General features: G+C 61.8%; 2 protein-coding genes. Both read right to left on the bottom strand.

Annotated features, from left to right (window positions below; genetic code table 11):
- On the bottom strand, nt 1-1,444 hold a 1,444-nt coding region (locus tag AB1609_15400), incomplete at its 3' end, for a DUF1156 domain-containing protein (protein ID MEW6047840.1).
- A gap of 80 nt (nt 1,445-1,524) precedes the next feature.
- Nucleotides 1,525-4,978, bottom strand: a 3,454-nt coding sequence (locus AB1609_15395; GenBank protein MEW6047839.1) for a helicase-related protein, incomplete at its 5' end; no start/stop codon positions are given.

The following is a 4,978-nucleotide window of genomic DNA, read 5'->3' as shown; positions in this document are numbered from 1 at the left end:
CCCAAACCATGGGCAGTGCTTTCAGTGAGAACGTGTGGGTTCCCATATACTCTGCAGTACTTTTCCACCCGCACAGCGCACTCTGTTTGTCAGCCAGTTTCGATAGAATACACGCTATTGTGTCCGAAGCACGGTCTTGATTCCTCGACCGCACCTGACTTGAGACTTCAATGAGTGTGGCTTTCTGCCGTGCTGTGAAGAGATCGCCAAACGTTACCATCCCATAAAGGGGTATTTGGCTTCCAACTGCACGATGGGCATCTCTTGTCGGTGTGGGCTCATCTGGGACTGGGCAGACGTCCTTCTTACCCCCGTGCTCCCATTCATCGAGGATTGCTCTCAGTTGTTTCTGTGCTCTCCAGACCGCCTTGTAGTCGTGGTCGGTGGGCAAACGATAATGGCGGCCTGGCTCGTCGGGCCGAATGGATACCACTGCCAGTAGCCGTGCTCCACCGATGCGATTGCCCTGTTCGTCGAACGTGACGTCCGCACCGCCACGCTGCGCAGCGAGCTGTGCCTGCACCCGCTGCGGCGGGAGTACTGCTCCACACGCCGGACAAGTCGCCCGTGCGCGCCTGATCGTGCCGTGGGGGACCTCTGCTTCGCTCTCCGGCTCGAAGATGTCGAACTCCAGCTGCGGTGGTTCCGCGTTGTCTCCCTTCTGCCTGGAGCTATACGCCACCTTGTAGCGGAGCGCCCGCCTTCGGTTTGTGTTCTTGCACAGCCAAAATGAGCGGACGAGGGGGATTTCTGCACCGCAGCTTGGTGATTCACAGCGAACGGTGCGCGCCCAAAGGTAAGCGATGGGCATGGCACCATCCGGGTCGTGTGGATAGAACTTGGCCAGCTTTTTCTCCGCTTCCCGCTTAATCTCAGCACCCATGCGGCGCACTTCTTCCAGAAGTTCTGGGGCATACCGCGGGATGTCCTCCAGTAAGACCTTCAAGACCAGGCAGGCGACTGGGTTGAGGTCACTGGCGAAGGCGTCGCAGCCGACCCGCAACGCCTCTAGCGGGATGGATCCACCCCCCGCAAACGGATCGACGACGAACGGCGGTTCCCCATCGTATGCCGCCTTCACAAGCTCGCGGCTGGCTTCCAAGTAGTTGGCGTTGGCCGACAGGTCCCAGTTAGCGAAGTCTCCGATGAACCTTAGAAGTGCCTTGCGAAGATCTTGATCGGTGGGACCAATCTGCCCCTGGATGGGAGGAAGGAGGTCGCGTGCTCTATGTTTAAATTCCTCGGGGCACAGGGGATCGCACGGGTCGGGCCAGAGTAGAGCCAGGAGCATTGCCCTGCAGGCAGCCAGTGGCCGTCGCGCCCACCACAGGTGCAACGTAGACGGGTGCCCGTGGCGTATGGACTTCTCCCGAACCGCATGCCTGGACACCACGGCAATGGGGAAGTCTACCTCGGCCAGTCGCTTGCATCCCTTGGGTATCATTCTTCAGTTCACCCCCACGGGATCGGCAACGCCCGCCGACGTCTCCGTAATCAGTCCGTGTCCGTTGCCGTCGAGACGTCTCATGAGTAACCGCCCCCCGGCGGGCCAACGTCATATGTGGGTCCGGGCTGTCTAACGCGCATGGGCTGGGTAAGGGCGTTGACCTCCAACCAGTAATGTTGCACCTTGGTTACTTCGTGCCAGGGGAAGCGGGCCGGGTCCTTGATCGGCTCCTGCAGGCGCGGGGTGGTCTTGCAGTTGGTAACAATATAGAGCCAGTAACAATCACGGCGATCTTCGGCCACGCGACGCTCGTTGGGGGTGAGCAACACCATGCCGGCGGCACCGCTGAGGCCTTTGACCTCGATCAGCCGGAGCTCCCCGGAATTGAGGTCGAGACTGGTGATGTCGTACCCCAGGTTTTCTTCGTGCACGTCGTAAGCTTGACGACCGTGGGCCTTTTCGTACTCCATCACCACCCGCATGGCGATAGCTTCGGTCTCGGGGTCAGGCTGCAACCGCTGAACGTCGGGCGCCTTGCGCGCCGGATGAGGTAGCACGAGGACAGTCGCCAGACGTTCCACCGCCTGGAGCGACAGCGAACGCTGCTGCTCGAGCTCTTTCCGACGGCGCTCCCGGCGGGCAAGGAGCTCTGCATGCCGCGCTTCGGCTCTAGCGAGGCGACCCTCTGCCCCGGGGACCTTCATTTCTACCTCGACTGCTGCTCGGCCGATTTCTTCATCGGCGCGGTGCAGGAGCTCGGTAAGGGAAAGTTCCACGTGAGCCGCGATGCGGTCCACCTCCGCCAGACGCTCTTTGCGGGTTTCTTCCAGGAACGGTGTCAGAGCGTGCTCGTTGAGCCAGGCCGTGGCTTCCGGGAGGCTGGCCACCCGCGGAAGGGTAGCGCGACCTTCCAGTGCTTCGCTCGCGTCCTCTGCGGGGAGCGCGGCCGAGGCGGTGGGGTCTCCAGTTGCGTCCTGCGTCCCCTTTTCGGAGGCCGGCAACAAGTTTCCAAGGAGGTTAGGCTCCCGCAGGCGAGGCTCCCGGCCTTCAGAGATCTCGACAGCAAATAGCCGCTCGTGGACCACGTTGCCCAGGCCATCCACCACGCGTGCCCGGTAGAAGTCGATGCGCGCGGGCTGGTCGTGTTGGAGCGAGTAAAAGGTTGCCCCTTTATTGAATGCGTCCAGCGCCTCCCTGTAGATGTGCCGCCGGATCGCTTCGAACAGGGGATGCCCAGGAGTGACCCACTCCAGGTTATTCACCTCAGCTGTGTCCCGATCAGTCGAACACCGCGCATATTTCTCGGCCAGCGGGGGGAGCCGCCAATCGGAGTCTCTTTCATACTGCCGCAGCACGGTGGGTGTCTTACCCGGTTCGAAGGTGTGGGGAAGGCGAGGGAAGGTCTTCACGTTGAGCGGTATGTACTCGGCCGCTTCTCGGATGAAGCGGGCGACAGTCTCCGGGACGATGCGCCTTTCCTGTGCGCGCGCCCGCCGCTCAATGAGCATCTGGAGGTTTAGCCTCTTCGTGGCCAGGCCTTCCAGGGCGTTTTGGCAGATGGCGCGGAACTGCTTCTCGTCTACGTTCCTGAGCAGCCGGTCTTCCAGGTCGGCGTCACCAAGGCGTCCAGCGTAGTAGTCACGCAGAACCCGTTCTATGTGGGCGGCCGGGAGGATTTCGCCGACCACGTTGAAGACGGCATCGTCGTCCAGAGCGTTACGGATTTCCTGGAGTTTATCCAGCAACCGCTGGAGCACGCGTCCTTCCACGGTGTTGGTGGCGACGAAGTTGAAAATCAGGCAGTCCTTCCGCTGCCCGTACCGGTGGATACGCCCCATGCGCTGCTCGAGCCGATTCGGGTTCCACGGGATATCGTAGTTGAAGAGGATGTTGCACACCTGCAGGTTAATGCCCTCTCCCGCCGCCTCCGTGGCAACAAGGATTTGGATGGCCCCTTCGCGGAACTGTTGCTCGGCGTGGAGGCGTGTGCCGGGCTCGTCCCGGGAGCCAGGCTTCATGCTGCCGTGGATGCAGCCGACGCGAAATCCCCAGGCGGACAGGTTCTGAACCAGGTAATCCAGAGTATCCTTGAACTCGGTGAATATGAGCAGCCGCTTGTCCGGGCGATCGAAGAAGCCTTCGTCCTGAAGGAGTTGTTTGAGCTTGGAAAGCTTGGCCTCCGCACCCGACTCCTCCACGCCCCTGGCTTGGGTGGCCAGGCGCCGCAGTTCTTCAATCTCCTCCTGTATCTGCTGGGCATTCTGCGCCAGCGTGATGGCCTCCAGCGTCTTCTCCAGACGTTCGCGCTCGCCCTCTTCCATCTCCTCGAGCTCTTCCGGATCAGGCAGCTCAGGAGGCGCCAGACGCACGAGTTCCTGCGCCCGTTTGAGCCCTTCTTCCAGGCGTCTGACGCGGTTCTCCAGGGAATGCCGCACGGCATACGCGCTGGAGGCCAGTCGGCGCTGATAGAGGGACATCAAGAACCCGACTGCACGAGCACGTGGGTCGTCCCCCTGCGCTGCCGCCCTCGCGCTCTGTTGTTTCACGAAGCGGGTGACGTCCCGGTACAGCTCGAACTCCGCACCCTCAATGTGGAACTCGACGGTGTGGGGAATTCGCCTGGTGAAGATCTTTTGGGCCACCCACGTCCCGTCAGGCCGGCGCTCGGGGAAGTACACCATGGCCTCCTTTGTCCGGCGCAGGTAGAAGGGTGCCCGCCCGCGGTCCATGGCCTGGCGAATCGACTTCACGTCGGCGTACGCATCGGCATCGAGCAGTTGCAGGAAAAGACTGAAGTTCACCGGGTCACCCTTATGGGGAGTTGCAGTGAGCAAGAGCAGATGGTCCGAAGTGTCCCGCAGGAGTTCACCCAGCTTGTACCGCTGGCTCTTATGGCTTTCGTCCGCCGCCGACATGCGGTGAGCCTCGTCTACGATCACCAGGTCCCAGTGTACCTGCCGCAGCCCGGGCAGGATGTCCTCGCGCTTGGCCAGGTCTAGCGACGTGATAACGCGGTTCTGCTCCAACCACTGGTTAACACCGAACTGCTCCCGGATATCCTGCCCTTTGAGGACGAGGAACTTCTCGTCGAATTTCTCTTTTAGCTCGCGCTGCCACTGGAAGGACAGGTTGGCCGGGCAAACGATCAGAATCCGCTCGGCAAGGCCGCGGAGCTCCAGTTCGCGAATGAGCAAGCCTGCCATGATGGTTTTTCCGGCCCCGGCGTCGTCGGCGAGCAGAAACCGAACCCGGGCCAGCTTGAGCAGGTAGTCGTACACAGCCTCCAACTGGTGAGGGAGAGGATCCACCCGGGAAATCGAGAGGCCGAAGTACGGGTCGAATTCATACGCGATGCCCAGGGAGTAGGCTTGGAGCCCGAGCCGCAAGAGGCGTGCATCGCCGTCGTAGGTGCGCCCCGCACCCAGGACCGTCAGGCTCTCCAGGTCCCGGGAGGTCAGAATGGCCCTGCGGAAGCGCTCCGACCGCGTGCCTACCAGCCCCACGACCCATATGTCAGGGCCGGCAGAGTGC

The organism is Bacillota bacterium, from assembly GCA_040754675.1.
Classification (GTDB): Bacteria; Bacillota; Limnochordia; order Limnochordales; family Geochordaceae; genus Geochorda.
The sequence above is the reverse complement of the archived record's forward strand: the minus strand, read 5'-3'. Positions and strand labels throughout refer to the sequence as shown.